Genomic DNA, 22,882 nt, shown 5'->3' with positions numbered 1-22,882 from the left:
CCTATTTATCAGAGGAGCTTCTGTGATGAAAATCGGATTTGTCGGCCTCGGAATGATGGGAACACCGATGGCCGCCAACCTCGTCAAGGCCGGCTACCCGCTGCGCGTGTGGAACCGCTCGCAAGACCCAGTTGCCGCGCTCACCGCGCTCGGCGCCGAAGGCGCGACGACTCCGCGCGAGGCGGCCGAGGGCGCGGACGTGCTGATCTCCATGCTGGCCGATGACGCTGCCACGCGCGCCGTCATCATCGACGCACATGTGCTGGAGGCGCTGAAGCCGGGAGCGATCCACGTCAACATGGCCACGGTTTCCGTCGTCCTCGCGGGCGAACTGGAGCGACTGCACCACGAGAACGGCATCGGGTACATCGCGGCCCCTGTCCTTGGACGGGTGAACGTAGCCGAAGCTGGCCAGCTCAATATCCTCGCGGCCGGAGATCCCCAGGCATTGGCGGTCGTCCAGCCGCTGTTCGACGTTCTCGGCCAGAAGACATGGCACTTCGGGAACAAGCCCGAACAGGCCAATGTCATCAAGCTGGCGGTGAATTTCATGATCGCCAGCGCCATCGGGACGATGGGCGAAGCCGTGGCGCTCGCGCAAGGCTATGGTGTTTCCAGGACCGGCTTCCTGGACCTGGTCACGTCCACGATCTTCGCCTCACCCGTGTACAAGGGCTATGGCGACGCGATCGCCCATGACCGGTTCGAGCCCGTCGGCTTCAAGCTGGCGCTCGGCCTGAAGGACGTGCGGCTCACGCTGGAAGCGGCCGAGAAAGCGAACGTCCCGCTTCCCCTGGGCAGCGTCCTAAGAGACAACCATCTCGACAGCCTGGCGCATGGCGAAGGCCATCTCGACTGGGCGGCGCTGTCGCGCGTTTCTGCGCGCCGGGCCGCACAGGAATGAGCGCCGAAATCCAGGCCCCTCCACCCTTGGGGGGATTGCCGGTTCTTCTGGCCGCTTCATGCGGCCTGACCGCCGCCAATATCTACTACGCCCAGCCGCTGGCCGGGCCGATCGGCGCGGCGCTGGGGCTGCCCGCGGAGCTAACTGGCCTGATCGTCACCCTGACCCAGCTCGGCTATGGCCTGGGCCTGCTGCTCGTCGTACCGCTGGGCGATCTGGTGGAGAACCGGCGGCTGATCCTGATGCTGCTGGGCATCGCCGCTGCGGCCTTGCTGGCGGCGGGCCTCGCCAGCCACCCGCTGCCGTTCCTGGCGGCCGCGCTGGGCATCGGCCTCGGCACGGCGGCCGTGCAGGTGCTGGTGCCCTATGCCGCGCACCTTGCCCCCGAGGCAGTGCGCGGGCGCGTCGTCGGCAACGTCATGAGCGGTCTGATGCTGGGCATCATGCTGGCGCGTCCGGTGGCGAGCCTGATTGCGCAGGTGTCGTCCTGGCCCGTGGTCTTCTACGCCTCGGCCACGGCGATGGTGCTGTTGGGCGGGCTCCTGGCGCGCGCCTTGCCGCCGCGCATCCCCACGGCTCGATTGACCTACGGCGAGCTGCTGGCGTCGATGATCGACCTGGCTCGGCATACGCCCGTGCTGCGCCGGCGAGCGCTCTACCATGCTGCGCTGTTTGCCGCGTTCAGCCTGTTTTGGACAACGGTGCCGTTGCTGCTGGCGGGGCCGGCCTTTGGCCTGTCGCAGGGAGGTATCGCCCTGTTCGCCCTGGCCGGGGCGGCGGGTGCGGTCGCCACCCCGATCGCCGGCCGCGTGGCCGACCGGGGCTGGACGCGGCCCGCCACCGGGCTGGCGATGCTGGCCGTGGCCACCGCTTTCCCGATCACCCACATCGCAACACATGGTTCGGCTTGGGCGCTGGTCGCGTTGGTGGCAGCCGCCATCGTGCTGGATTTCGGCGTAGCGGCGAACCTGACCCTGGGGCAGCGCGCGATCTTCGTGCTCGGCGCCGAGTTCCGGGGCCGTCTCAACGGCCTATACATGGCCACCTTTTTCCTGGGCGGCGCGCTGGGCTCGGCGCTGGGCGGCTGGGCCTATGCGCGCGGCGGCTGGACGCTGACATCATGGTTCGGCTTTGCGCTGCCGGCCTTGGCGCTGGCGTACTTCGCCACGGAGCGGCGCAGCGCGGCCACGTCGGTACCGATGGCGTCGTAGCCTCAAGCCTCGCTATCCGGGCTGGTAGGGCATGGCTGGGTTTGCTCTTTTTTTAGGATTGCGGTTGGGCTTTTGAACCGGGCGCGGCACACCTGCCGCACCCGCTTTTTGAAAAAAGACCCCGACGCTCATCGCGTTGGGGCCATCGATCGCAGGGCCAGGTTACGCCGCCAGAGCGTGCGCCTCGTACTCCGCCGCCTCGGTGGCGACGTCCTCCGCCGCTTCGCTTTCGACGGCCTCCTGCTTACGGTGATGGACGCGCCCACGGTCTTGCGCACGTTGCGCTTGGAGAGGCGAAGCTGAGACAGCGGCACGAGAATCGGTTTTGCGCCGGGGCCGCAGCTTCAAGGGCGTGGGTTTCGTGAGTGGTCACGGTGTTCATGGTGAAAACTCCTGTCCCATGTCGGGACGTTCAAGATGGAAAGAAGATGGGCGGTCGAGGGGCCGCAGCCCCTCGGCGGGTTCGGTTCAGCCCTTGAGTTGCTTCATGCCCTCGGCCAGCAGCCATAGGGCGCGGTTGACCTTGACGTTCTGGTCGATGCCCTGAATCGGGCGGGTGCGCTGCCGCCGTCCGTTGGCGCTGCGCCCCATCAGTCCGCCTTGCGTCAAGTTCTCCTGCACGCGGTTGAAGGCGCTCCACAGGTCGGGGCGGTCGTCGTCGTGGCGGCGCGGAGCCAGCAGCTGCGCTTCGGTGATGGGCGCGGGCATGGCCGGGTCGTACTTGAGCGACAGCGCGGCATGGGCGAACACTTCGGCCTCGCCCCGGTCCAGCGTGATGGCGCGCATTGCGTCGCGGCGCTCGGCTACCCGCTCGAAACCGTCCAGCACTTCATACGCGCCCTCGATCACGTGGCCGGTCACGTCGCCTTTGTGCGGGATGCGCAGGTCGGCCACGGCATCGCCGCAGACCAGGCCGTTCTTGCAGACGAAGCGGAACATTCCGGCCAGCATCTGGTAACTGCTGGTGCCGTCGTGCGAGTTCAGCAGGATGATTTCGTTGGCCTCGCTGCCGTTGATCTGGCTGGCATGGCGTAGGCGGATCATGTGCTTGGTGTAGTCGCGCCGGTCGTCCTGCCGCACGCGGGTCTGGCAGACCATGAAGGGCTGGAACCCCTCCTTGCGAAGCTCCGTCAGCACGGCGGCGGTCGGGATGTAGCTGTACCGCCCGGAGCGGCTGGCGTGCTTGTCCTCGGCAAAGATGGACGGGGCCACGGCGCGGATTTGATCATCCGATAGCGGCTGATCGGCGCGCAGTACGGGGGAACGGGATGCGAAACGGGATGCGAGTTGCATGGTGCTTTCTCCTGACAAAAGGGTTGCTGTCGAAACCCCCACCGGATTCCTAGATTCGGAGCCCGCCTTTCGGCTTCTCCGGTGGGGTTGGCGCAGAGACCTGGGCCGGCCTCGTTGCCACCGTTTTTCCTGAGTTCATCGCCCGCGAAAAACCGGGCGCATGGCAATGGGCCGTCAAGGAGACAAGCGCGGGGTGGGTGCGGCCCGCAGCGCAGCGAGGACACGGCCCCGCGCGCCTTGACGGCCCATTGCCATGCGTTACGGTCGCGGGATAAGGTGATGAAGGAAGGAAAGACGGCTGGACGGGCAACGGCCGCATTCGGCGCCGATCCCACGCAAGCGAAGCGCGCAGCGCCGCAGGCGCGAAGGCCGAGCAGGTGCGGCCTGGTCGGCGGCCTTTGCGGGGCGCCAAGCAACGCGCGGCGGAGATGGGCTGCAAGCCGATCCCCTGGGAGCGCAAGCGCAGCGCGCAGGCCCGCAGGGCCGGAGAACATCGACAGAAGGCGCAGCAAAAAGGGGCCGAAGCCCCTTGGTTCAAAGCAGTCCGTGTTCGGAGAACGCCACGGTGTCGTTGCCGCCGACGACAATGTGATCCAGCAGCCGCACTTCGACCAGCGCGAGCGCTTGGCGCAGGTTCGCTGTCAGCGCCCGATCGGCAGCGCTCGGTTCAGGTGAACCGGAGGGATGGTTGTGCGACACGATGACCGCCGCCGCATTGCGCGCCAAGGCTTCCTTGACCACCTCGCGCGGATACACCGACGCACCATCGATGGTGCCGCGGAACAACTCGATGTATTCGATCAGCCGATGCCGGTTGTCGAGAAACAGCACCGCGAACACTTCGTGCTCGTAGCCGGCCAGTTTCGCGCACAGGTAGTTCTTGACCACCGCCGGCGATGTGAACTCCTCGTTGCGCTGCAACGTCTGGTCTACCACCAGACGCGCCGCCGCGAGGATCTGGCTGGCCGTCGCCGGACGATAGCGCCCACGCGCGTCACGCACCAACAGCGAGGCATCGAAGGAAAGAGAGAATTGCGACATGACCGTGCTCCGGTTGCTCGGGCGGAATTGCCCGGAACCGGCGCCAGCACGGCGCAGCGCAAGCAGTCAGGGGTCGCAGACGGCCACGGCCGCAAGCGCCATCGGCGTGCAGCCCTTGACGGCGAGAACGCCGTGATACGGTGAAGGGAAGCAGCAAGACCGCCTACCTACCACGCACATGGGCCGGCAAGCGGAGCGCGCAGACCCGCCAGGGTCGAAGGCGTCAGGGATCAAAGCCGGATGGCCGCGATTCGGCACGAGGCGCGGGGCGCAGCCCGCGAGCCCGACGGCGGCACGCCGGGACGCCATAATGTTTCGCATCTGCCACCATGAGCATTGCTATACATATATTGAGCAACTGCGCAGTGCTTATAAGGAGAAAAACAACGACAACGACTGGAGAGGACCCATGTCGATACTGCAGGAAATACTGGCTTGGACTCAGGGATTGCCCACATGGCAAAGCGATGCCGTTGCGCGTTTGCTGGCCAAACAGACGCTGACAGCGGATGACCTGGATGATTTGTTCGCGTTGCTCAAGATGGCGCATGGCATCCCCGATCCGAAGGACCGCAAGCCCAAACCCCTGACGGCCGACCAGATCCCGGTGCCAGTCAAGGTGACGACGCACGTCGAACTGCGTGCCATGAAGAATATGCGGCACGTTAACGCGATTGCAGAAAATCAACATCTGCCGTTCAGCGCTGCCGGGATGACCATCATTTACGGCGACAACGGTTCGGGCAAATCGGGATACTCGCGTGTGCTCAAGCGCGCCTGCCGTGCCCGCGACCAGATGGAGGCAATCCACCCGAACGCCAACCTGCCCGCAGGCAAGGCAGGTGCTCCCGAAGCCGCCTTCGAGATTGCCGTTGATGGCGTTGCAAAGGATGCGCACTGGACACAGGGCAAAGCAGCGCCTCCCGAGTTGTCATCGTTCGCCATCTTCGACGCACGCTGCGCGCGTGCCTACCTCGACAGCGAAGACGACTTTTCCTACGTGCCCTACGGGCTCGATGTGTTTGAGGGACTGGCGAAGGTCTGCAAACAGTTGAAGACCTCGATTGACGCGGAGCACGCGCAGTCCGCCGTCGACCTCACGGCGTTCGCGCCGCTGCAGGGCGACACGCCCGTCGGCAAGCTGATCGCCTCACTGTCCGCCAAGACGACCAAGGTCCAGATCGACACACTGGCCACGCTGACGCCGGAAGAACTGGCCCAGCATGTGGCGCTGGACAAGAGCCTGAAAGAGAACAACCCGAAGGAGAAAGCGGCTCAATTGCGCCTGCGTGCCCGCCGTATCGCGGCCATCGCGACGAATGCCACCAACAAGGGCGCGCTGGTGGACCAGGCGGTAGTCGCCAAGCTGCGCGGCCTGGCGGACAGTTACCGCACGGCGCAGGCGGCAGCCGCGCTCGCAGCCAAGCAATTCAAGGAAGATGAAAATCTGCTGCCGGGCACCGGCGGCGAGGCCTGGCGCGAGCTGTTCGATGCCGCCCGCAAGTTCGCGGTCGAATCCCACCCTGACAAGGCGTTCCCCGACTTGGGCGCGGAAGCGCCTTGCCCGTTATGCCAGCAACCTCTCGCCGAAGGCGCCGCACGCATGTTGCGCTTCGAGGCCTTCATTCAGCAGGAAGCAGAGAAAACATCCCAGGCACGTCGTACCGCCCTATACGCCGAATACAAGCCGTTCATCGCACAAATCCTGACTCTGAATCTCGACGATGTGACCCATGGCGAGATCGAAATCCTGGACCCGCAACTCGCGGCCGATGCCAAAGCGTTCGAGCCGTTGCTGACCGAACGCCAGGAAGCTATCAAGGCAGCGGTGCTCTCGCATCAGTGGGACGGTATCGATCAGGTTTTAGTCAACCCGGCGGCGCGGCTTCAGGCGCTGGCCGACAAGCTGAACGCCGAGGCCGAAACCCTGGAGAAGGCATCGGACGAGAAGGCTCGCGCCGTACTGCAGAAGCAGTTCGGTGAACTCGATGCACGGGTGCGGCTGAGCCAAGTCAGGGATGCGGTGGTCACGGCAGTCACGAAACTCAGTCATCAGGCCAAGCTCGTGCAGTGCCTCTCGGCCGTCAAGACCAACGCCATCTCGCTGAAGGCGTCGGAGCTGGCCGAAAAAGTCGTGTCCAAGGAACTTGCCGACGCGCTCAACCGCGAATTCAAGGCGCTGGGCGTCGGCACGCTGCGTGTTTCGCTCCAGAGCCGCGCCGACAGGGGCAAGGCTCTGCACAAGCTAAAACTGGAACTGCCGCAGAGCCGTAGCCCCAGCGATATCTTGAGCGAAGGCGAGCAGCGCGCCGTCGCGATCGGCTCCTTCCTGGCCGAAGTCGGGCTGAGCGGTGGCAAGGGCGGCATCGTGTTCGACGACCCGGTATCTTCGCTCGACCATCGTCGGCGCGAGCGCGTGGCGAAGCGCTTGGCTATCGAAGCCGCGCAGCGCCAAGTCATTGTGTTCACCCATGACATCTACTTCCTGTGCCTCTTGGCAGAGGAAGCAAAGCTGGCCGGCGTACCGATCGCCACGCAAAGCCTGACTCGGCGTGCGGAGGAATTCGGCGTTGCCGATCCAGAGCTGCCGTTCGAGGGCAAGAATGCAAGCAAGCGGATCGGCGCATTGAAAGCCCAGCACCAATCCATCGCCAAGCTGCACAAGGATGGCGAAGAGCAGGAACACCGGAAGCAAACCGTCGATGCTTATTTCCGACTGCGCATGGCGTGGGAGCGCGCTGTCGAGGAAGTCCTGCTACGCGAGGTTATCCTCCGTTTCCGCAAAGGTGTGGAAACACAGCGCCTGGCCGGGGTCGTGGTCGAAGACGACGACTACACCCAGGTGAATGCCGGCATGACGAAGTGCTCAAACTACGCGCACGACAAAGCGCTTTTGGGCGGTGTCGCCATCCCCGAACCCGACGAACTGCTTGCCGACATCATGGCGCTGGAGACGTGGCGCGCGCAGATCGACAAACGCAGCGGGGAGACGGCCAAGAAGCGCAAGGGCGGGCTGATCGCTGCAGCGCCCTCAGCAGTGGCAACGCCTTAAGGCGTTCGCCCAAGGTCAGAGCGCACTGTTGCATCAGCTTTTTGGGTGCGGTCCAGCTTGCGAGGAATGAGCGATACCAATGTCAGGATGTCGAGAGTTTACGTACCACTCGTACTTGCAAGAGGCTCAGCGCTGATCGATTTCACGGGTTCCTTGTACCCAACACGCCCACCTGCGCTGCCGTGGGTTGTCCGGATACTCGCCGATAGTCACCATGTCTCCATGAAGCAACCTTAGCGACAGGCACGCCCGGTCGCCACACGGAGCATGGCATGGAGAGCAGACGACCTCGGCAGTTCGCCGACAGCGATGACGCAGAACGCAAGCACGGGATCGCCCCTCCCTTGCCCGGCTCGGACGCATACGCGGAGCTACCCCAATTCCCCGCGACAAAGGTGCTTCCCTTTCGGCGCACCATCCGCCGGCACGAGCTGCACCAGATCGTCCCCCTGGCCGAGACAACGGTCTACGAGATGGAGCAGCGCGGCGAGTTCCCCAGGCGGTTCCGACTCACGCCCCGCTGCGTCGTCTGGGATCTGGAAGAGGTCCAAGCCTGGATCGAAGACCGCAAGCAAGCCTCTCGATCAGCGAAGACCGACGCATCGGCCGGCCCGGACGTGAGACTGCGCCGGCACCGCCCTGTTCGATGACACCTCTATCCAGCACCTACGGCGACTACCCCGCATCCACCCGGACCAGCACCGCTCCAGGCAGCGCTTGTGCCATCTGAGCCGTGGCAAGCGTGACCGCAGCATCGCGGTCGCTCGCCTCCCTGCTGAAAGCCAAGCCGACATGACCCGGCCGCCCCCAGCCGACCGTGGCATCGGCGCAGTCGCTGTCCGCCAACTGGCGAAGGACATCCTCCTGCGACCCCATGCCCGAGTCCAGTGCATAGACCAGTGTGAAATCGTGAACCATCGCATCGGCCTCCCTGTCATCCGGCACCAGCGATCCGCGCCAGCGTTTCGTCAAGCTGCCGGCGATCTGCCGCACGCTTGGCGACCGTGCGCTGCGCCAGGTTGTGCAGCTTGCGCCGCACGCCGGGCAGATCGGCCGCATGGTCAAGTCCGATCAAATTGAAATCCGGCTTCTCATCCTCGACGGATTGCAGAAAGGCGCGCGACGGCCCATCCAGCCAATGCGCGACCCGCGCCAACAGGCGCTCGCGGCTCTCCAGCAAAGCCGCCACGCCGATAGGCTCGGCTGTCATGCCCTTGAAATGGGCCTCGAAGGTGGCCTCGAAATCCGTGGGCACACGCGGCGCCAGCATCTCCCAGACCGGCTTGGGACTGCACGTCAGGTACACGAGGAAGGTGTGCCAGAGCGCTTCGTCCGCCCGCTCGTCCTGCAGCAGCAAGCCTACGTCGAAGAGATCGCGCGGATGCTGCCGAGACAGCGCCGCCGCCAGCTTGCCGGCATACAGGTCGGCGAAGTCCAGCACCTGCACCTCGGCGAAGCCGAACGCCTCTTCCACCCCTGGCCGCACGACCATGCGGCGCACCGGATGCACCGTACCGCGCATCACCGGCGTCGTCTCGATCTGCACGCGCGCACGGCTGCGGCTGGCCACCAAACGGGTGACCGCCCCGCCCTCGCCCGCCGAGGTCTGCACCTGCAGTTGCAAAGGCCGGGCGCGCAGCACATCGGCCAGCCTCCCCAGCGCTTCGGCGATCAGCCTCGCATCCTCGGCATAGTCATGCACCGGCAACCAGGCCAGATCTATGTCCACCGACAACCGTGGCAGATCGTGCTCAAACAGGTTGATGGCCGTGCCGCCCTTGAGCGCGAAGCGAGGCTCCTGTGCCAGCACCGGCAAAATCTCGACTAGTAGCTTCACCCGGTCGGTGTAGCGCCGATCCCAGCGGTCAAGCCAGGTGTTCATCGAGGTCTCCCGGCAAGGTGATCTGGTAGGTCGGATGGAGGCGCCCGCCGGGCACCAGTGCGCGCTTGCCCCGGCCCAGATCGACGCCGTCCAGAGGCACATGCGACAGCCACGCATGTCGATGACGCTCGGCCAGGGCCAGGAACAGCCGCTTGGCCTTGATGCTGCGGCAGTGGCGCAGCAGCAGGCCGACCCGCTGCGGACGCAGCGTGGTCATGGCCTGCATCAGCGCATCGGCCTCGTAGACCAGCGCCGCGTCCGTCACGCCATCGCACAGCTCCAGCATGGCACGCTCGGGCGTCGAGCAAATCAGGGCATCGGTCCCAGGCGCCGCGGAATGCCAAGCCAGGCCCACCTCTGACAGCGCCTTCTCGGAAACTTCCGCGGTGACAGACACGGCCGGCAGATCGAGCGGCCCCTTGCCCAGGAACTCGAAGCGTTGCTCCAGTGACAGCTTGCCCAACCAGCGCGGCGGCTGCTGTGGTCCATACAGCGTGATCGTCCCGGCATCGCCCAGGCGCAAGTAGTGCTCGTGCCCCTGCAGGGCCAGTGCGAAACGCCCCCCGACGTGCAGCGGCATGCCCTCCCCGACCTGTAGGCTGCGGACCACCCCATCCCATTGCAGCCGCCCGCCCCTGCGCATGTAGACGCCACGCGCCGGCGAAACCAGCCAGCCGCTGCCCACGTAGCGCGCCACAAGGCTGTTGGAGTAGCCGTGCGCTCGTAGCCAGCGGCTGGACACCAGGCGCGTATCGCCCAGCTCGGCCAGCAAGCGGTTCAGCTTTCCTGAATTTTGAGCATCCATAGTGCTCAAAATACCAGATTTATAAACCATCGCCAAGGCCGACCAGTTTGACAAGAATTTGAAAAGATCACTCATAGTGATCCTTTTTCGATTTATGCAAACCCTGCGCTGCCCGCCGACAGCGAGTTCCGATGCAGGCATCATGCGGGCATCCCTTCACAAAGCCGCACTGAGCACCGTGACCGACACGTTCTCCGGCAGCAGCTTGGGCACATGGGTGCGCCCGTCGATCCAGGCATCGACCATGTCCGCCCACTCCTGCAGCATGTGGCGCCGCTGCTCGGCGTACTCCGCCTTGTTGTAGACCGAGCGCGAGGAACGCCCTTCCTCGTGCGCGAGGCACTTTTCGATCCAGTCGCCGTTGAAGCCCACCTCGTTGAGCAGCGTCGAGCCGGTGCGGCGCAGGTCATGCACCGTGAACGGCTCCAGCGGCAGACCGGCTGCCTTGGCCCTCTCCACGATGAGCTGTGTCACCCGGTTCAGGGTCGCGTGCGACATACAACGCGTCGGCTCATAGCGCGAGGGCAGCACGAACTTCGAGCCCGCCGCGCAGGTGTGCAGCGCCACCAGGATGTCCAGGGCCTGCCGCGACAGATAGACCACGTGCGGGTTGCGTCCCTTCATTCGCTGCTTCGGGATCGTCCAGGTGGCCTTTTCGAAGTCGATCTCGCTCCAGGTGGCCTCGATCAGCTCGCTCTTGCGCACCAGGGTCAGCAGAACCATGCGCAGCGCCAGGCGGATCGTCGGATAGGTCGCGATGGACTCCAACTGATGGAACGCCAGCCGGATCTCTGCCGGCGAAAGCGCCCGGTCTTTCGGCACGAAGGTCGCGATCGAGGCCGCTGCCACATCGCTGGCCGGGTTGTCCACCTTCTCGCCGTGCAGGATGGCGAAGGCATAGACCTGCTTTACGATGTCGCGGACATGCACCGCCGTGGCGGGCGCCCCGCGCGCCTTCACCTTGTTGCACAAGGCGCGCAGGTCATCGGCAGTGATTTCGTTGAGCAGCCGGTTCTGGAACACCGGCAGGATGTCGCGATCGACGACGTGCTTGCGCATCGCGCGCGTGCTGTCAGCCATCCGGGCGTCCGCCAGCCACTTGACGGCGACGTCGCCGAAGTTCTTGGCAGCAGTCAGCCGGCGCTTCTCACGCTGCTTTTCCAGTGCCGGAGAACGGCCAGCAGCGACGGCCTTCTTGGCATCGAGCAGCTTTTCGCGGGCCAGCGCCAACGAGATGCCGCCAGGACCATAGCGGCCGATGGTCAGGGTCTCGCGGCGCCCGTTGAGACGGTAATCGTAGCGAAAGGTGACGGTACCGGCGGCCGATACCGTCACGTACATCCCATCCCGGTCAGAAACCTTATAAATCAATGACTTAGGACTCAGATTGCGCAGTGCTGTGTCGGTAAGCATCGAGGTTTTTCCTCCTGTTGGTGACGGCTTTTACCGTCAGGGGCCAGGAGACCCGTCGATGCCCGGAAAGCCGCATGAAACAAGCTTTCCAGGGGAGCGTTTTACCGTCAAAGACCGGTTTGGTCTCAATAGTAAACGGGAGGGCCTTAATCCGACCTCCGGTTCTTACCGTCAGCTCTACCGTCAACCCGTTTTGCTGGCCGGCGATAGCCACCGATAGACGCCGTGACGTATTTCCTTTTACATCAACACGTTACGTCAGTTTTTCGATAGCTGGCGATAGTCCCCGAAGGACGCGGTTTCACTCCCACTCGATCGTGGCCGGGGGTTTGGAGGAGACGTCGTACGTCACGCGGTTGATGCCGCGCACTTCGTTGATGATGCGGCTGGACACTTTTTTCAGCAGGGCGTAGGGAAGCTCGGCCCAGTCGGCGGTCATGAAGTCGCTGGTCTGCACCGCGCGCAGCGCGACCACGTAGTCGTAGGTGCGTCCGTCGCCCATCACGCCCACGCTCTTGATGGGCAGGAACACGGCAAAAGCCTGGCTGGTGAGGTCGTACCAGCTCTTGCCCGTGGCCTCGTCCTTGAAGGCGCGCAGTTCCTCGATGAAGATGGCATCGGCGCGGCGCAGCAGGTCGGCGTACTGGGGCTTGACCTCGCCCAGGATGCGCACGCCCAGGCCGGGGCCGGGGAATGGGTGGCGATACACCATCTCGGGCGGCAGGCCCAGCGCCACGCCGAGCTCGCGCACCTCGTCCTTGAACAACTCGCGCAGCGGCTCCAGCAGCTTGAGGCCGAGCGTTTGCGGCAGCCCGCCGACGTTGTGGTGGCTCTTGATGGTGGTGGCCTTCTTGGTCTTGGCGCCACCGGACTCGATCACGTCCGGGTAAATGGTGCCTTGCGCCAGCCACTTGGCATTCACCAGCTTTTTCGCCTCGCGCTGAAAGACTTCGACGAACTCGCGGCCGATGATTTTGCGCTTGGCTTCCGGCTCGCTCACGCCCTGCAGATGGCCGAGGAACTGGGCGCTGGCGTCCACATGCACCACCTTGGCATGCAGGCGTCCGGCGAACATCTCCATCACCATCGCACCTTCGTTCAGGCGCAGCAGGCCGTGGTCGACGAACACGCAGGTGAGCTGGTCGCCGATGGCGCGGTGGATCAACGCCGCGGCCACGCTGGAATCGACCCCACCGGAGAGCCCAAGGATGACCTCCTCCTCGCCCACCTGCTCGCGAATGCGGGCCACGGCTTCGGTGATGTAGTCGCCCATGATCCAGTCGCCCCTGCAGCCGCAAATCCCGCGCACGAAGCGCGTGAGGATGGCCTTGCCCTGCACGGTGTGCGTCACCTCGGGATGGAACTGCACGGCGTAGTAGCCGCGCGCCTCGTCGGCCATGCCGGCAATCGCGCAACTCGGCGTGGACGCCATCAGTTTGAAGCCGGGCGGGAGCTCCGTGACCTTGTCGCCATGGCTCATCCAGGCCTTGAGCATGCCGTGGCCTTCGGGCGTGCTGAAATCTTCGATGCCATCGAACAAGCGGGTATGGCCGCGGGCGCGCACCTCGGCATAACCAAACTCGCGGTGCTCGCTCCATTCCACCTTGCCACCGAGCTGCGCGGCCATGGTCTGCATGCCGTAGCAAATGCCGAGCACCGGCACGCCTACATCCCAAACCGCCTGCGGTGCGCGCAGCTCGTGGTCCTCATAGGTGCTGGCGTGGCTGCCTGAGAGGATGATGCCCTTGAGCCCGTTTTGCGCCATCTCGCGGATGAAGGCGTCGCCCACATCGTTCGGGTGAATTTCGCAATACACATGCGCTTCGCGCACACGGCGGGCAATGAGTTGAGTGACCTGGGAGCCGAAGTCCAGGATCAGGATGGTGTCGTGCATGAAGGCGGGTTCAAGTGCAATGAGGCCGTGGCGGAATGGCGATCGCCGCCACACCGTCCCTGTGTCAATCGACGTGGTAGTTGGGTGCTTCCTTCGTGATCTGCACGTCGTGCACATGGCTTTCGCGCATGCCGGCCGAGGTGATTTCGACGAACTGCGCCTGCCCGCGCATGGCGTCGATGCTGGCGCAGCCGCAATAGCCCAGGGACGAGCGCACGCCGCCGACCAACTGATAGAGGATGGCGGCGAGCGAGCCCTTGTACGGCACCCGGCCTTCGATGCCCTCGGGCACGAACTTCTCGGCTCCCGCAGCGGCCGAAGCATGGGTGCCGTCCTGGAAGTAGCGGTCGGCCGATCCGGCGTTCATCGCGCCGATGGAACCCATGCCGCGGTAGGTCTTGTAGGAGCGACCCTGGAACAGGATGACTTCGCCCGGCGCCTCTTCGGTACCGGCGAACATGCTGCCCATCATCACCGTATGCGCGCCGGCGGCAATGGCCTTGGAGATGTCGCCCGAATAACGCACCCCGCCGTCGGCCACCAGCGGCACGCCGCTGCCGGCCAGTGCCTGCGCCACATTGGCAATGGCCGTGATCTGCGGCACACCGACGCCGGCAACGATACGGGTGGTGCAGATGGAGCCTGGCCCGATGCCGACCTTGACGCCGTCCGCCCCCGCATCGGCCAGCGCCCGCGCCGCCTCGGCCGTGGCGATGTTGCCGCCGATCACGTCCACATCCGGGTAGTGCTGCTTGACCCAGCGCACGCGGTCGATCACGCCCTGGCTGTGGCCGTGCGCGGTGTCCACCACGATCACGTCCACCCCGGCGCGCACCAAAGCCTCCACGCGCTCCTCGGTGCCGTCGCCCACACCCACGGCAGCGCCGACGCGCAGCTTGCCTTGCGGGTCGCGCGCCGCGTTGGGGCGTTCGGTGGCTTTCTGGATGTCTTTCACCGTCATCAAGCCGCGCAGCTCGTAGGCGTCGTTGATCACCAGCACGCGTTCCAGCCGGTGCCTGTGCATCAGCGCCTTGGCTTCGTCCACCGTGGCGCCTTCACGCACCGTGACCAGCCGCTCGCGTGGGGTCATGATGTCGCGCACAGGCGAGTCGAACCGCGTCTCGAAACGCAAATCGCGGTTGGTGACGATGCCCACCACCTTGCCGTTCTCGATCACCGGAAAACCCGAAATGCCATGCTGGCGTGACAGGTTGACCACGTCGCTGATCTTGACGCTCGGCGAAATGGTGATCGGGTCCTTCAGCACTCCGGATTCGTAGCGCTTGACACGCGCCACCTCCGTGGCCTGCGCCTTGGGTGTGAGGTTTTTGTGGATGATGCCGATACCGCCTTCCTGGGCCATGGCAATGGCCAACTTGGACTCGGTCACCGTGTCCATCGCCGCCGAAATCAGCGGAATGTTCAGGCGCACGCGGCGTGTGAGCTGGGTGGAAAGGCTGGTGTCTTTGGGTAGAACTTGAGAATAAGCCGGGACCAGTAACACGTCGTCAAAGGTCAACGCTTTTCCGAGCAGGCGCATAAATCCTCCAGGCGCAAAAGGCGATGATAAAAGACCGCGCGGTCTCGCACTCGGGCGCACAGGTGCGGCATGCCCGCAACACCTGCCCGGATGTGAGGCTGCAAGGCATGAAAACAGGGCTTTGCGGCTGGCAAATGGCTTAAGCTTTTGCACAAACATGGAGCCATGAATGCCCGCAGTCGCCCCCGTCCGCACCCCAAGCCGCTTGCTGCATGCTGGCGCCGTGCCTGCCGCCTTGTTCGCTGTGGCCAGCCTTTTCATGGTCCAGTCCGCCATGGCCCAGTGGAAATGGATTTCCCCCGCTGGCGTGGTGCAGTACAGCGACCTGCCGCCGCCGCCGAATCTTCCACTCAAAAACATCCTGGCCAAACCGGCCGCCGCTTCCATGCGGACATATGCGCCGGCGGCAACGACGGCTTCTGGCCCTGCATCCGCCTCGGCGCCAGCGGCGAAGGACACAGCGCAGTCTCAAGCGCAAACCCAAGCCACGCGCGAGCTGCAGCAAAAGCTGGAGCAAGACAAGCGCGCCAAGGAAGCGGCGCAACGTTTGCAGCAAGAGGTTGACGCACAAGCCAGGCAGGCCAACTGCCAACAGGCGCAGCGCCAGTTGCAGACGCTCGACAGTGGCGTGCGCTTGGCCGAGGTGGACGCGCAGGGTAACCGCGCCTTTCTCACCGACGCCCAACGTACCGCGCAACGCCAGCAGGCCATGGCTGCGGTTGCGAACTACTGCCGCTGAGAGCGCCATGACGCCCGATTGCCTGCCGCCGGAGCGAGCAGCATCGGTTGTTTTTATCTTGGCCCGACGCCTGTTTCAGCAGCCAGTTCCAGCATCAGGCGGATGCGAATCTTGACGGCGTTCAAGCCGTCGAAGTCGCCTCCCGACAAAGCTCCCACGCGCGAGGCATAAAACACCCTGATGCCGGCTGTCTCGGCCTCGTCGAGGGCAGTTTGCAGCTGCTCATGCACTGTGCCGCTGCCGGTTCCCAGCACCACCAAACCCGCCAGCTTCTGGCTTGGATCGCCGCTTTGCGATGCCTGCATCAAGGCCCGGACCACCGCGCCGTCTGCGCCCGCATGGCTATGCACCAACTCCACGCGGGGCCAGCTTCCCCTTGGGGGTTGCCATGGTGTCTGCGGTAACTGGCCTGGCGGTTGCGACGGCAGCTGGCGCGTGATCTGCACGCCCTGCGCGCCGACGAAACCGAGCGGGCCGCGCTCGCCCGACGAGAACGCATCCACCGCCGTCGGCTGTGCTTTGCTCACATCGCAAGCGCTATGAATGCGCCCATGCAGCACGCAGACCACGCCAAACCCTCGCGCCTGCGGGCTCGCGGCGACTTGCACCGCGTCGTACAGATTGCGCGGCCCGTCGGCCGAGAGCGCCGTGGCGGGCCGCATCGCTGCGGTCAAGACCACAGGCTTGCCAGCCGGCAGCACGCAATGCAGGAAGTAGGCGGTTTCCTCCAGCGTGTCGCTGCCATGGGTGACGACGCAGCCGGCCACGTCATCCTGCTGCAACCCGTCGCGGATGCGGCTGGCGAGTTGCACCCAGACGGCAGTGCCCATGTCCTTGCTGTCGATGCTCGCGATTTGCTCGGCCTGCAAGCTTGCAAGTTGCTCGATGCCGGGTGCGGCTGCAACAAGAGCGGCGATATCGAGCACGCCGGCCCGGTAGCCAGCCTGCGCCGGGTGCGCCGTGGAGACCCCGGCGATGGTGCCTCCGGTACCGAGCATGAGAACTTTGGGCAGGGAAATATCGATTTTTGATTGCATGTGATGATGATCTGGATAAAAATACAGGCTGTTGATGATGACAGTATCCGGCTTAATATTTTGGCCCAGCCTCGAAGCCCAACCCAGGGGCAAGCACCTTGGATTGGTCCTTTGACTGGCTTGAGAGAGGAAGCACCATGCCGACACCCAGCACCAAGCTTACTGCGCGTCAGGGAGAAATCCTCACGCTCATTTCCAAGGCCATCGAGCGCACCGGCTACCCGCCCACGCGCGCCGAAATTGCCGCCGAACTGGGCTTTCGTTCGGCCAACGCAGCGGAAGATCATCTGCACGCCCTGGCGCGCAAGGGCATGATCGAACTCTCTCCGGGCACGTCGCGCGGCATTCGGCTCACCAGCACCGCCAGGCAAACGGTGCGGCCGGCAACCTGCCGCCCGCTCGCGCGAGCCTTGCCCGGCATGGAACAACTCATGCTGCCGCTCATCGGCCGCGTGGCTGCCGGCAGCCCCATCCTGGCGCAGGAACATATCGAGCAGACCATCGGGGTCGAGGCCCAGATGTTTGCATCCCGGCCTGACTATCTGCTCAAGGTCAAAGGCATGAGCATGCAGGGCGCCGGCATTCTGGATGGCGACCTGCTGGCGGTGAAGCAGACGCAGGACGTGCGCAGCGGCCAGATTGTCGTGGCGAGGTTGGGAGATGAAGTCACGGTCAAGCGTCTGCAGCGCAAAGCCGGGCATATTGAACTGCTCCCCGAAAACCCGGATTTCGCGCCCATCCTGGTGCAGGCAGATCAGGTTTTCGCGATCGAGGGTCTGGCCGTGGGCCTGATTCGCAACGGCTTTTGACCCGGCCTTGAAGGCTCGCAAACAACGCTCTTTCTTGATGGGTAGCGTCGTTCAGGGCGCTTATTCGCCAGCGGAGCCCGATCTGGGGCCCATGTGCAGCGGCTCGGCGCTGACCAGCATGCCGTCGGCATCGGCATAGAGCCAATCGCCAGGCCGCACCGAGACACCCTGAATGCGAACCGCAAGGTCGCGCTGGCCGGCGCCCTGTTTGCGCGGCGGCAACGGCATGGTTGCCAAGGCACGTACGCCAACCGGCGCTGCGGCGATTTCGGCGACATCGCGCACACAGCCGTCGATCACCACGCCAGCCCAGCCGCTCCGCGCCGCCAGCGCGGCAAGATTGCCGCCAAACAGCGCGTGCCGCATCGAGCCGCCGCCATCCACCACCAGCACCCGTGCCAGACCGGCGCCCTCCAGCGCGGCGCGAACCAGGCCGTTGTCTTCAAAACACTGCACGGTGCTGACTTGGCCGTGAAAGGACTGCAAGCGGCCGAAGTTCCTGAACCGCGGTGGCAAAATCCGAACCAAGCCCGTGGCGATCGCCTCCAAATGCTGATCGCAAAAATCGCAGGTTGAAATCAACGATTGCATGATGTTGCTCCTCATGGTTGAAAGCCCCGCTTGCAGGCTTGTCTTGGCTTTACATTGAAACTGCAAACAGCGCAGCCCCGCATGCTTGAGATCAAGCCGCTCGTCCTAATAGGGCGAATTGTGAACAGCTTGTCACTCGGTGGTGTATGCCGACGGCGTTATCCTTGCGCCCTGACGTTTGAACCCTGATGACTCTTTTCGTGAGTTCCTTGCTGCACTGGCTCCACCCCTGGTACCCATCCTGGCCGATGGCGCTTTTCCTGCTGGGCGGTGCTGTGCTTTACCTGCGCGGCACACTCAAGCAACACACGCCCTGGTGGCGGCAAATGTGGTTCTGGCTGGGCTGGCTGCTCACGTACCAGGGGCTGCAGACCCAGTGGGACTACTACGCCGAGCACCAGTTCTTTCTGCACATGCTGCAGCAGATGGCGCTGCACGACCTCGGCCCCTTGCTGGTGATGCTTGCCTGGCCCGGGCCCACCTGGCGGGCGGGAATCCCGGCGCGCTGGCGCAGTCGTTATCTGATGCCCCTGATGCGCACCACGCCGATGCGGGGCCTGACCGATTTCGTGCTCAACCCCTGGATTGCCGGCGCGCTGTTCTCCGGGCTGGTCGTGTTCTGGCTGGTACCCTTCATCCATGTGGGCGTGATGCTCAACACCATGGTGTACCAGTTGATGAACTGGACCATGGTGTTCGATGGACTGTTGTTCTGGTGGCTGGTGCTCGACCCAAGGCCTGCGCCACCGGCGCATATGCGACCGGGCGGGCGCATTTTCCTGCCCATCGTCGCCATGGTCCCGCAAATGATTCTGGGCGCCGTGCTGGCGCTGACCAGTGCCGACTGGTATCCCATCTACACCCTGTGCGGCCGGGCGATATCGGGCATCGACCCGCTGACGGATCAGCATCTCGGCGGCTTGATCCTGTGGATTCCGGCCTCCGGCATCAACGTCATTGCCGCCATGGTGGCCTTGCGGAACTGGATGCGATTGTCGGAACGCGGCCGCTTGCCGGAACCGTCACGCCAAGCTGCTGCACAAAATTCCCCCGATCCCCATCCCGAGCCCAGGCCCGTGGGCTGAAGCCGATGGATTGCAGCCGCCGCCATCAACAAGAGCAACCGCCGCCTGGCCTCGGCTCAATCGGCTAGCAGCTGTTTGACGTCGTGCACGATGGACGGCACGGGAGACAGGTCCGAGCCAATCAAGATGCCACGTCCATCCTTGCTGAAGACATAGATGGCGGCGCTGTGGTCAACCACGTAATTGCCGGACTTGTCCTTCTTGCCCAGCCGGTAGGCAACGTGGTAGCGCTTGGCCACATCCTCAATTTCCTGCGGCGTCCCCGTCAGGCCAATGGCTTGCGGACTGAATGCCTGGGTATAAGCACGCAGAATGGGGAGCGTGTCACGGACCGGGTCGACCGAGACCATCAGGATTTGCACATCCTTGCCCTGCGGCCCCAGTTCCTTGACCGCCTCGGCCAGATGCGACATGGTCAAGGGGCAAACATCCGGGCAATGGGTGTAGCCGAAATACAGGATGACCACCTTGCCTTTGTAGTCGGCGGCCGTCACCTTTTGCCCCGTGTCCGAGGTCAGATTGAACTTCAAGTTGGCCAATACGGCGCTGACATTGTCGAGATCCCAATGCTGCTTTTGGCCGCAAGCCGCAAGTGTGGTGACCAAGGCCAGCGCACCAGCGGCCAGGAGGAGGGTTCTGCGTCGTGCATTCAAGTTCATACTGCAAGCCAAGTGGAAGTTTCGGCCATCATCGTAACCGCTTGAAACAGGGCCGAGAGGCCCTATTGCCCTCCGCCTCTCGGCCCTGCACAGTCTGAAGTGGGCGGACCTTTGCTCTGCGGATGCGGCAGCGCAGGCACATGAGAGACAGGCCGCAACGCAAAAGGTTCCGATTGCCGGGTGTGACCTTGCGCGCCGGCAAGACCACGCCCGAAGGCTTCAATGCACGGTGCGCTCGAACACGAGTTCACCATCGCGCACGTCCACCGGCACCACCGACTTCGGTCCGAAGCCGCCTTCCAGGATGCGTCTGGACAGCGGATTCTCGATCCGGCTCTGAATCGCGCGCTTCAGGGGCCGCGCACCGAACACCGGATCGTAGCCAGCCTTGGCAATTTCGGCGATCGCCGCGGCCGAGACCTCCAGCTTGATGTCCATCTGCGCCAAGCGGCTTTCCAGCGACTTGAGCTGAATGCGCGCAATGCCTTCGATCTGCACCGGGCTCAACGCGTGGAACACCACCACCTCGTCGATGCGGTTGAGGAACTCGGGGCGGAAGTGCTGCTTCACCTCGACCCAAACGGCATCACGAATCGCCTCCTGCGGTTGCCCGGTCATGGCCATGATGTGCTGCGAGCCCAGATTCGAGGTCATGACGATGACCGTGTTCTTGAAGTCCACGGTGCGGCCCTGACCGTCCGTCAGGCGGCCGTCGTCGAGCACCTGCAGCAGCACGTTGAACACGTCCGGGTGCGCCTTTTCCACCTCGTCGAGCAGGATCACGCTGTAGGGCTTGCGCCGCACCGCCTCGGTCAGATAGCCGCCCTCCTCATAGCCGACATAGCCCGGCGGCGCGCCAATCAAGCGCGCAACCGAATGCTTCTCCATGAATTCGCTCATGTCGATGCGAATGAGGTGGTCCTGGCTGTCGAACAGAAACTCGGCCAGGGCCTTGCACAGTTCGGTCTTGCCGACACCGGTGGGGCCGAGAAAGAGGAAGGAGCCGTATGGCCGGTTCGGGTCCGACAGGCCTGCGCGCGACCGACGAATGGCGTCGGACACAGCGCGAATCGCCTGATCCTGCCCCACCACCCGCTGGTGCAATTTGTCTTCCATCTGCAGCAGCTTGTCGCGCTCGCCTTGCAGCAGCTTGGACAGGGGAATGCCGGTCATGCGGCTGACCACTTCGGCAATTTCCTCCGCCCCCACCTGGGTGCGCAGCAGGCGCGGCGTGGCTTTCCCACCCTTGGCATGGCCCGCCGATTCCTGGGCCTGGGCGTCTTTCAACTGGCGCTCCAGTTCGGGCAGTCGGCCATATTGCAGTTCGGCCACCTTGTTGAAATCGCCCTTGCGCGTCAGCTCCTCGATCTGGAAGCGCATCGCGTCGATCTGCTCCTTCACCTGCGCCGAACCCTGCACCGCAGCCTTCTCGGCTTTCCAGATTTCCTCGAGGTCGGAATACTCCTTTTGCAGCTTGGCGATTTCGTCTTCGATCAGGCCGAAGCGCTTTTGCGAGGCTTCGTCCTTTTCCTTGCGTACCGCTTCGCGCTCGATCTTGAGCTGGATGATGCGGCGGTCCAGCCGGTCCATCACCTCGGGCTTGGAGTCGATTTCCATCTTGATGCGCGAGCCGGCCTCGTCGATCAGATCGATGGCTTTGTCGGGCAGAAAGCGGTCGGTGATGTAGCGGTGGCTCAGCTCCGCCGCGGCGACGATGGCCGGGTCGGTGATGTCCACGCCGTGGTGCAGTTCATAGCGCTCCTGCAGTCCGCGCAGGATGGCGATGGTCGCCTCCACCGTGGGCTCGTCCACGAGCACTTTCTGGAAGCGGCGCTCCAGGGCGGCGTCTTTCTCGATGTATTTGCGGTACTCGTCCAAGGTGGTGGCGCCAATGCAATGCAGCTCGCCGCGCGCCAAGGCGGGTTTCAGCATATTGCCCGCATCCATCGCGCCTTCGGTCTTGCCGGCGCCGACCATGGTGTGAATTTCGTCGATGAACAGAATCACCCGGCCCTCTTCGGCCGCCACTTCCTTCAGCACGGCCTTCAGCCGCTCCTCGAACTCGCCACGAAACTTGGCGCCCGCCAGCAAGCCGGCCATGTCCAGCACCAGCACACGCTTGTTCTTCAGCGTCTCCGGCACCTCGCCGTTGACGATGCGCTGCGCCAGGCCCTCGACAATGGCCGTCTTGCCCACGCCGGGCTCGCCGATCAGCACCGGGTTGTTCTTGGTGCGCCGCTGCAAGACCTGGATGGTGCGGCGGATTTCGTCGTCGCGGCCGATCACCGGGTCGAGCTTGCCGGCGCGGGCGCGCTCGGTCAGGTCGAGGGTGTATTTGTTCAAGGCCTCGCGCTGCTGCTCGGCGTCGGCGCTGTTCACGCTCTGGCCGCCGCGCACGGCGTCAATCGCCGTCTCCAGCGATTTGCGCGTCAGCCCGACCTCGCGCGCCAGCCGGCCGGCGTCGCCCTTGTCGTCGGCCACGGCCAGCAGGAACAATTCGCTGGAAATGAACTGGTCGCCGCGCTTGCCGGCCTCTTTTTCCGTGAGGTTGAGCAGATTGTTCAACTCGCGGCTGATCTGGATATTCCCCTCGTTGCCCTGCACCTGCGGCAGTCGGCCAATTGCCGCCTGCGCCGCAGTGGCCAAGCCTTGCACATGGACCCCGGCACGCGCCAGCAAGGCCTTGGGGCCATCCTGCCGCAGCATGGCCGCCAGCAGATGAACGGGTTCGATATAGGGATTGTCCTGCGCCACGGCCAGAGACTGAGCCTCGCTCAAGGCTTCCTGGAATTGGGTGGTGAGTTTTTCGAATCGCATGGGTCACTCCATTTTGGCTACCACAGGAGATGCGGCTGCGTACTTGCATTTTCAAGTCGAAGTCATCGTCTGATCTTGATCTGGATGAAACCCCGTCTGCGGTTTACACG

Annotated in this window: 19 protein-coding genes; 7 read left to right on the top strand and 12 right to left on the bottom strand. The window is 64.3% G+C overall.

Annotated features, from left to right (window positions below):
• The first annotated feature begins 25 nt into the window (after positions 1-25).
• Complete coding sequence (locus ACYCUK_RS07550; RefSeq protein WP_461594180.1) at positions 26-904, top strand: NAD(P)-dependent oxidoreductase; 879 nt, start codon at positions 26-28, stop codon at positions 902-904.
• The gene (locus ACYCUK_RS07545) at positions 901-2,115 is read left to right on the top strand and encodes an MFS transporter (RefSeq protein WP_461594179.1); all 1,215 of its coding nucleotides are present in this window, start codon (positions 901-903) and stop codon (positions 2,113-2,115) included. The genes ACYCUK_RS07550 and ACYCUK_RS07545 overlap by 4 nt, the downstream gene beginning before the upstream one ends.
• A gap of 468 nt (positions 2,116-2,583) precedes the next feature.
• On the opposite strand, the gene ACYCUK_RS07540 is transcribed toward ACYCUK_RS07545, so the two are convergent.
• Positions 2,584-3,408: a DUF932 domain-containing protein gene (locus tag ACYCUK_RS07540; RefSeq protein WP_461594178.1), complete on the bottom strand. Its 825-nt coding sequence runs from the start codon at positions 3,406-3,408 to the stop codon at positions 2,584-2,586.
• A gap of 534 nt (positions 3,409-3,942) precedes the next feature.
• On the bottom strand, positions 3,943-4,449 hold the full coding sequence (radC, locus tag ACYCUK_RS07535) for a RadC family protein (protein ID WP_461594177.1): 507 nt from the start codon (positions 4,447-4,449) through the stop codon (positions 3,943-3,945).
• Positions 4,450-4,858: 409 nt separating this feature from the next.
• Between radC and ACYCUK_RS07530 the strand changes: the two genes are divergently transcribed.
• Positions 4,859-7,501 carry an AAA family ATPase gene (locus ACYCUK_RS07530; protein ID WP_461594176.1) on the top strand — a complete coding sequence of 881 codons (2,643 nt, stop codon included), beginning with the start codon at positions 4,859-4,861 and terminating at the stop codon, positions 7,499-7,501.
• Positions 7,502-7,773: 272 nt separating this feature from the next.
• The gene (locus ACYCUK_RS07525; protein ID WP_461594175.1) at positions 7,774-8,151 is read left to right on the top strand and encodes a helix-turn-helix transcriptional regulator; all 378 of its coding nucleotides are present in this window, start codon (positions 7,774-7,776) and stop codon (positions 8,149-8,151) included.
• A 25-nt stretch (positions 8,152-8,176) separates the two neighbouring features.
• On the opposite strand, the gene ACYCUK_RS07520 is transcribed toward ACYCUK_RS07525, so the two are convergent.
• The 6 genes from ACYCUK_RS07520 to guaB all read right to left on the bottom strand — a co-directional run bounded on the left by ACYCUK_RS07520 (position 8,177) and on the right by guaB (position 15,035).
• Positions 8,177-8,419 (bottom strand): hypothetical protein, encoded by a 243-nt coding sequence (locus ACYCUK_RS07520; RefSeq protein WP_297364592.1) that lies wholly within the window; start codon positions 8,417-8,419, stop codon positions 8,177-8,179.
• 16 nt (positions 8,420-8,435) lie between these two features.
• Positions 8,436-9,383, bottom strand: a complete 948-nt coding sequence (locus tag ACYCUK_RS07515; protein ID WP_461594174.1) for a nucleotidyl transferase AbiEii/AbiGii toxin family protein — start codon at positions 9,381-9,383, stop codon at positions 8,436-8,438.
• Complete coding sequence (locus tag ACYCUK_RS07510; protein ID WP_461594173.1) at positions 9,367-10,188, bottom strand: type IV toxin-antitoxin system AbiEi family antitoxin domain-containing protein; 822 nt, start codon at positions 10,186-10,188, stop codon at positions 9,367-9,369. The genes ACYCUK_RS07515 and ACYCUK_RS07510 overlap by 17 nt, the downstream gene beginning before the upstream one ends.
• Before the next feature lie 156 nt (positions 10,189-10,344).
• Positions 10,345-11,601: a tyrosine-type recombinase/integrase gene (locus tag ACYCUK_RS07505; RefSeq protein ID WP_461594172.1), complete on the bottom strand. Its 1,257-nt coding sequence runs from the start codon at positions 11,599-11,601 to the stop codon at positions 10,345-10,347.
• 301 nt (positions 11,602-11,902) lie between these two features.
• Complete coding sequence (guaA, locus tag ACYCUK_RS07500) at positions 11,903-13,495, bottom strand: glutamine-hydrolyzing GMP synthase (protein ID WP_461594171.1); 1,593 nt, start codon at positions 13,493-13,495, stop codon at positions 11,903-11,905.
• A 64-nt stretch (positions 13,496-13,559) separates the two neighbouring features.
• Positions 13,560-15,035, bottom strand: coding sequence for an IMP dehydrogenase (gene guaB, locus ACYCUK_RS07495; RefSeq protein WP_461594170.1), 1,476 nt, complete (start codon positions 15,033-15,035; stop codon positions 13,560-13,562).
• A 169-nt stretch (positions 15,036-15,204) separates the two neighbouring features.
• On the opposite strand from guaB, the gene ACYCUK_RS07490 reads away from it, so the two are divergent.
• A complete protein-coding gene (locus tag ACYCUK_RS07490; protein WP_461594169.1) occupies positions 15,205-15,774 on the top strand; it encodes a DUF4124 domain-containing protein in 570 nt (189 codons plus the stop codon).
• A gap of 53 nt (positions 15,775-15,827) precedes the next feature.
• Here the strand turns inward: ACYCUK_RS07490 and ACYCUK_RS07485 are convergent, their stop codons facing one another.
• Positions 15,828-16,811 carry an asparaginase gene (locus ACYCUK_RS07485; protein ID WP_461594168.1) on the bottom strand — a complete coding sequence of 328 codons (984 nt, stop codon included), beginning with the start codon at positions 16,809-16,811 and terminating at the stop codon, positions 15,828-15,830.
• 137 nt (positions 16,812-16,948) lie between these two features.
• Here ACYCUK_RS07485 and lexA point away from each other — a divergent pair, with 137 nt between their 5' ends.
• Positions 16,949-17,620: a transcriptional repressor LexA gene (gene lexA, locus ACYCUK_RS07480; RefSeq protein ID WP_461594167.1), complete on the top strand. Its 672-nt coding sequence runs from the start codon at positions 16,949-16,951 to the stop codon at positions 17,618-17,620.
• A 60-nt stretch (positions 17,621-17,680) separates the two neighbouring features.
• Here lexA and rraA read toward each other — a convergent pair whose 3' ends face one another.
• Positions 17,681-18,211 carry a ribonuclease E activity regulator RraA gene (gene rraA / locus ACYCUK_RS07475; RefSeq protein WP_461594166.1) on the bottom strand — a complete coding sequence of 177 codons (531 nt, stop codon included), beginning with the start codon at positions 18,209-18,211 and terminating at the stop codon, positions 17,681-17,683.
• A 188-nt stretch (positions 18,212-18,399) separates the two neighbouring features.
• On the opposite strand from rraA, the gene ACYCUK_RS07470 reads away from it, so the two are divergent.
• Entirely contained in the window at positions 18,400-19,296 is an 897-nt protein-coding gene (locus ACYCUK_RS07470) for a cytochrome c oxidase assembly protein (protein WP_461594165.1), read from the top strand.
• A 56-nt stretch (positions 19,297-19,352) separates the two neighbouring features.
• Here the strand turns inward: ACYCUK_RS07470 and ACYCUK_RS07465 are convergent, their stop codons facing one another.
• Both ACYCUK_RS07465 and clpB read right to left on the bottom strand, forming a co-directional pair.
• Entirely contained in the window at positions 19,353-19,949 is a 597-nt protein-coding gene (locus ACYCUK_RS07465) for an SCO family protein (protein ID WP_461594164.1), read from the bottom strand.
• A 225-nt stretch (positions 19,950-20,174) separates the two neighbouring features.
• Complete coding sequence (gene clpB, locus ACYCUK_RS07460; RefSeq protein WP_461594163.1) at positions 20,175-22,772, bottom strand: ATP-dependent chaperone ClpB; 2,598 nt, start codon at positions 22,770-22,772, stop codon at positions 20,175-20,177.
• Between the last annotated feature and the right edge of the window lie 110 nt (positions 22,773-22,882).

This window comes from Thiomonas sp., from assembly GCF_054608695.1.
This window is presented reverse-complemented; position numbering and strand designations above follow the sequence as displayed.